Source organism: Brevibacillus panacihumi (assembly GCF_003710985.1).
GTDB classification, from domain to species: domain Bacteria; phylum Bacillota; class Bacilli; order Brevibacillales; family Brevibacillaceae; genus Brevibacillus; species Brevibacillus panacihumi.
In genome coordinates this window covers 1-6059 of record NZ_RHHT01000079.1, presented here as the reverse complement: position 1 = coordinate 6059, position 6059 = coordinate 1, and the positions used below count along the sequence as shown (strand labels likewise).

Below are 6059 nucleotides of genomic sequence, written 5' to 3'. Positions count from 1 at the left end.
TTTTCTACTTGCAAAACACAATCGAGCGTAAGCTCAGAATTTTTCGCGGATTTGCTGCCCCTCTCTGGTGTCGTATCGGCTCTGCCACTAGACGCCGGGCTTACAGTGGTGCCTCGTGATGGACAACAGCATTTGCGTCTGCGTATCGTCCAGTTCTAGACCGACGAGAGAACTACGATTAGATTCACGTACATCATGACAAGTTTGAGCATCGGCGTCATTCGAAAAACCTCCCAAGCAACAAGTTTGTTGTATGTTAACTTGGTTGGGAGGATTTCTCGATAATTATTCTGAGAGCATTACGAGGGATTGCCTTCGGTAGCGAACCTGTCACATCTCATTTTCGAACCATCAATATTACACACTCCACATGTGTGGAGTAGCCAGTGTGTACAAATGTATATGATGTGCCTATCACCTAGCCACTAATAGTGGCTCTTTTTGTTCTCTTAATTATGCAGGTAAAAATGATGAACATTCCTCTTTTATTAGTGAAGCAATTTCACTTATTTGTAAATCAAAAACGCTTTTCCCCTTACTCCGTGACTTTTCAATCACAGAATCGATAATACGATTCTCGGAAACATGGGAATGATAATCAGAAAATGTGAGGGAGGAAAAATCATAATTCCCGTACATCTTATGAAATATATAAGCTATGGTAGTCTGTTCTAAGAGGGTAACAGCTACTTTATCTTCCGATATCATAGGATACGTAATTAATAAATAATTAAATACTACATCTGATCTAACGAAAGGTATTAATTTGTATGAAATAGCTATTAGAATAATATCCATGATTTGCATGAAAAACTGCCCTATTGCCATTAAAAAAATCTCTGCATCCCCCATCCTTTGTCTTAAAACATCAAGAGACAGAGTATCATTTAAATTCTTTTCAATCCGTTCTTGCAGAGAAATAGAGACATCACTCTTATCATTGAGGATTAATTTATCAAGTAAATCTGCTCTGATATCTTGTTCTATCTCCTTAAGGGAATGATATTTATCTATAAATTCTTCCTCTGTTGCACAGGGGTTAACAAAAAGGCTTGAGATAAACGAGTAAGAGCTTTTCTTCAAAAAGGCCATTCGATCTTCTTGATCTTCCGAAAAGATATCATCCAAAGGTAGAACTATGAAATAGTTCGAGAACTCTGATAGGACATTTATGCAATCATTTACAACCTTGACTAAGTAATCCCTTACTCTCTTTTGATTAATCGCACTGCTTTCGGTTAAAAAGAAAGTTCTCATTTTCGAGACAGGATCTGTAAATATACGATATTGCCCACAAGGTGCGAATTCATAGTGCCCATCATTTTTCAGATCAATATACATTGCTCCTGCAAGAAAGCTACATTTATCATCTGTACTTATCTTCTTTAGAAAAAAGTCAATTATCTCATGTTTTCTACGCCAAAAAAGTGATACTTCCTCAAAGAAATATGCCAGTTCACTGTTTGTGGTTTCCTCATCCGTTAAGCAATCGACATATTTACTTATCAGGTCTAAATATTCCTTTTGAATCTTAACGATCGGCTTCAATTCAATCATCTAGACCACCATACTTATCTATAAAAAAGTCTGGAAATTCATAAAATGAAGATAGCTGATTAAATAGTTTCTTAAGAACATACTCACAGTCATGTTCCACGCTTCTAAGTTTCTGCTCAAAAGTAATGTCGGGGACAGTATGATATTTATGAGAAGGATTATCACAGAAAATCATTGCACTTTCTCTAATAGCTCCCCACAATCCATGAGTGAAGTTAGTATCATATTCATAATAAAGATCGTAAAGATCATTTTCACCAATGGCTTCAAATTTCTTTCTTATATTTTGATTATCAAATAGCCTTGTGTCCATATTGGTGAATTCTTCACCTTTATCTTCGTTAAGCAATGCTTCTAGTACAGGAAGTGCAAAGTGGTGCTTTTCGAGGTCTGGTTCAACTTCTCTAGCTTTGAGAATTACATATTTATACTTACCTATTCCGTAATCCTTAAAAGCCTTCCAAATATCTGGTTGGTCTTGTTCTTTTAACGACATGTATTTCAAAGTCACATACACTTCTGTAATAGTCCTTAAGGCATTTCTACCTAAGATTCCATCTCCAATTCGACTTTCAAGCACTTCTTTATAAATTTTCAGTGCATAAGTTGCGATACCCAAGCAGACAGAAAATTTCTCGTCTGTAAGTAGCGATTCTTTGTTATTAGCCATTAAGTAGTCGATCGTATTAACGGCATCCTCTAAAAATGACACACTTCCACCTACCTGTTCACCATAATCAATAATAAAAGTTCTACACTTTGTTAATAACCCGAGACTATGCCAAAATCGTTTTGGAAAATCTCCGTTACCTTCTCTAAATCTTAAAGCCATTTCAGATGATCTAATTAGCGAGCGATATAGTCTCATTTCTTGATGATCATGAGATAATTTAGGATACTCAACTAATGCCTTTGTTATTTCCATCCCCCTAGCAAAATGAATGCGCTCAGCGAAAACGTTAAACCATAAAATTAGAAACCTAATATCTGTAGCTTCATTTGTCTGATGGAAAAGGTTTTTTTCAATTACATTTTGTAAGGTAACAGTTTTTTCATCTATTGAGGTTTCGAAGTCTGAAAAATACTCATAAAAGAGAGCATATTTATCTGTACGGTATATTATTGTTAGAGGGGATAGTACATCTCTAGTAGCCCATTTACATATTACTTCATAAAAAATCCGCTGTTTTTGGGGTTCTAACTCAATAATCTTCGATAGCATAGGAATACACAATCCCTTATCTATCTTTGATAATTCCCCTGCGATCCTGCTAACTACATTTAGTCCATCTTCCCTGCCATACTGCTCTAGAATTAATGCTAACCATAAATATTCAGGTAACCACTCTATAGCCCATGGAGATAGAGAAAGTTGGTCTCCTAAACTGCTATTAAATGGTGTATATAATACTCCTTTCTTGAATGTATGGTCAGAGAGTTTACTGAATTGCTTATCCTTATCCATACCTATCACATCGCAATCGTTATAATGGATTATCTATTATTTAGGTACTCATCAGCTATCTTTCGACATATATCCTTTGGATCATACTCAGAATCTATTAAATATTTTATAAATATATCTTCAACTTCCGTACTGTCTATTGATGCTAAATATCGAAACGCTTCCTCTATTAGTACCTTCCAATTCGCATCGTTGATGATTTTCTTAGACAGTTCGAACGCTTTGTCAGGCGCTTGTAATTGTAATATCTTATAAATCATCTCTAACTCAAACTCTGCATCATCGTCTCGCCTTCCCATAACTTCACAAACTCGTTCATCTGAAACATCTCCTGCCATATCAGAAAACGCAATTGATAAATAGTCAGGGTAATTCCTCTTACCAAAATCGTATCCTGTAGGAATAGTCTCATGGCTCCATACGTTCGAACAGTCTTTGAGGATTTGTTCAACTTCATTAGTCGTAAGCTTCGATCTTTTCGAATCAAATATCTTTTTAAGATATCCATGAATTCTCTCAGGCTTACTGAATAAATTTAGATCATATATTTCACCGCCAGCATAAATCTTATCTAGCTTTTTGTCTTGATTGAATCCGAATCCTGTAACTTTTATTATTGTTAAACAATCGATACTTTTATTTTCTATATACGCTGCGGTTGCTCTATGGTGTCCGTCTAATAATGTGCTCATGAACCCCTCATAATAATAAGCAAGTCCTGTCATGGTTTTACCGTTCTTAATCTGATCTAAGTAATAATTAACCCTCTCCTCATTCAAACAATTAACACCCTGAGAAGGAAGTATGAATTTTGGAGTGCCCGAGCTAATATGAAACTTATAATATACATCCGCTGTTGCTTTATAAAGTTTCTTAGAATCAGATAAATTCCAAAAAAAATTACCGTCACCATCAGTTGGAATCATCTTTATACGAGTAAGCAAGTAATATCCATCTTCTAAAATGGAAAGCATAGGTTTAACATTTTCAAAAGCATAAGCTAAATCATTGTTTAGTTCTTGTGAGTATTTAATTGTATCAACTATGCTCGGATCAACTTGCTCTCTACCTAGCCCAATACTTAAAATCTTAGCGCATGTCGGACAGTACAGTTCTTCTCCGTAGCTGTTTATCAATGGTTTATTGTCTAGTAACAAAAAGCCGTATGTGTCACCACTTTTATCCGTCCCGTACTTAGTGGACAATTTCCCTGTCCCTTTATTTATCCTAAATATAAGGGCATCATTCCCCCATCTATTATAAGTACCAGGAATTAAGCCCTCGAATTCAATCGGCTCCGAAAAATTAAAAAGCTTCACTCTATCACCCCTACAGATTCGCCATACTTATATTGTAAGTTAAACACCTTGTTGCTGCTACCAGATGTTTCCTTGCATTTAGGAGTGCCCTGCAAATTCGTGTTTTGTTGCATCATGGTGCACACCCGCTATTCTATTTTGTATGCGCACCATGCACCAAATCTGATCCTTTAGAGAGAAAGCAAGACTAAGGAATTTCAGCTTTCTGGGACACTCAACAATAAAAGAAGCCACTTCCATTATTGAATGGCAAGCGGCTCATATTATTTCGTTGAGATTTAATGGGGGCAATTCCTTATCTGTATATATAGGAGCTATACCTAGTCTTACCAATTCATTAATACGCCTATCATAGGTAGTTTTAGACGGTTGATTTATACTTTGATCACCGTATAACATTTTGTATTCTATAAACCCCAGAAGCTGCCACGCTTTGCTCTCTCCATATTCACTAATTAGTCGAGTCGCAACTTCTTTACGATTGGATACAGTTAAGTGATTATCTATTCCCAATCGATGCAAGTGCTTGAATATTATATCTTTAGCGACAGGCTCCTTAATGAGTTCCCCCGCCCATCGGTTCGGAGAATACCTCACTAAGTTCTTATCAGTAATATTTGCTTCGAACCGAAGTATTCCAAGCGATTGTTCAATGACTTCAGGTGACCCTTTATGAGCTTTAATTTCTTGATGCTTATCATAGAAGCTCATACGTTTACTTCTGTTCTGCCATACGACCGTTTCCCCGCCGCCATATACGCAAGTAGAATATCGGGGAATATGAATATGAGAGAACGCTTGTATGTAATCACTAACTGCCTCGCCTACTTGAAAGTTCCAGCACACGTCCATTCGTTGAACCTTCCAATAATACGGCTCATGCTTAGGATAAGCATAGAATTTATTCCTAAGGTAATCATTCAAGCGTTGAAAGAAGCGGCTAATATCAATGTCACTGACGGTTCGTACATTATGACCAAATAGAAACTTAGGAATTGATACTTCTACGGTCATTTTTTCCGTATTTTGATTGTACTTAAGTCTGACAGCTTCACCTTTCTTCTTGTATTCATATATCTCTCCAATCATTCCATTATCAGTTCTATTCTCATAGACGTAGTTATTAGTCCAAGGTGCTTTATCTAGTAGCTCATATACTATTTGATAGTCACCTGTCATTCTTACAGTGTCGATCATAGTATCCAATCCTGTCTTTTCAAGTTTGAATAAGTTTTCTTTAGTGTTACAGACTTCTTCCCCGCAACAACTTTTCAACAAATAACCGTAGGGAAATCATTATCCCCCCGCCCCAACGGCAGTAACAAAGGAAACTCCTAGGTATAGGGGGGAGTAAACTATACCAAAATCAACAAAATCAAAAAGGTCGAAAAAGCCTTGACCATCTAATCGTTTTTCGTAATACTATCCTCCAAGTTGGGAGGTGAAATACTAGATTCTTCAGTGTCTACTGTAATAACTTTTGAATGTAGTAGACCCTTTAGCACTGCTTCAAAGACAGCTTGTAACGATTGGTCTCCGACATACTCTAACTGTGTGCTCATTGGTTCATCCTCCTTCGTAGACCCTATACGATAAAGAAGAAGGAGCCATTCCTGTAATGAATGAATTTGGGGTTTGAATAAAAAAAGCACCTTCTGTAAACTGGGAAACGTTCCGTCCAAAGAACAATTACCCGTACAGGAGGTACTCCACAATGA

At 36.6% G+C, this 6059-nt stretch carries 4 protein-coding genes; all 4 read right to left on the bottom strand.

What is annotated here, in order from left to right:
* Positions 1 to 453: 453 nt before the first annotated feature.
* The 4 genes from EDM58_RS24500 to EDM58_RS24485 all read right to left on the bottom strand — a co-directional run bounded on the left by EDM58_RS24500 (position 454) and on the right by EDM58_RS24485 (position 5538).
* Positions 454 to 1557 carry a hypothetical protein gene (locus tag EDM58_RS24500; RefSeq protein ID WP_122915664.1) on the bottom strand — a complete coding sequence of 368 codons (1104 nt, stop codon included), beginning with the start codon at positions 1555 to 1557 and terminating at the stop codon, positions 454 to 456.
* Positions 1550 to 3022 carry a DUF5677 domain-containing protein gene (locus tag EDM58_RS24495; RefSeq protein WP_122915663.1) on the bottom strand — a complete coding sequence of 491 codons (1473 nt, stop codon included), beginning with the start codon at positions 3020 to 3022 and terminating at the stop codon, positions 1550 to 1552. Before EDM58_RS24495 ends, EDM58_RS24500 begins: the two co-directional genes overlap by 8 nt.
* A gap of 29 nt (positions 3023 to 3051) precedes the next feature.
* A complete protein-coding gene (locus EDM58_RS24490) occupies positions 3052 to 4341 on the bottom strand; it encodes a hypothetical protein (protein WP_122915662.1) in 1290 nt (429 codons plus the stop codon).
* Between the two features lie 258 nt (positions 4342 to 4599).
* A complete protein-coding gene (locus tag EDM58_RS24485; protein WP_122915661.1) occupies positions 4600 to 5538 on the bottom strand; it encodes a phage/plasmid replication domain-containing protein in 939 nt (312 codons plus the stop codon).
* Between the last annotated feature and the right edge of the window lie 521 nt (positions 5539 to 6059).

Bases quoted from the DNA above. Each gene is read 5' to 3' on its own strand.
- EDM58_RS24500 (WP_122915664.1), bottom strand. From the start codon at position 1,557: ATGATTGAATTGAAGCCGATCGTTAAGATTCAAAAGGAATATTTAGAC.
- EDM58_RS24495 (WP_122915663.1), bottom strand. From the start codon at position 3,022: ATGGATAAGGATAAGCAATTCAGTAAACTCTCTGACCATACATTCAAG.
- EDM58_RS24485 (WP_122915661.1), bottom strand. From the start codon at position 5,538: ATGATCGACACTGTAAGAATGACAGGTGACTATCAAATAGTATATGAG.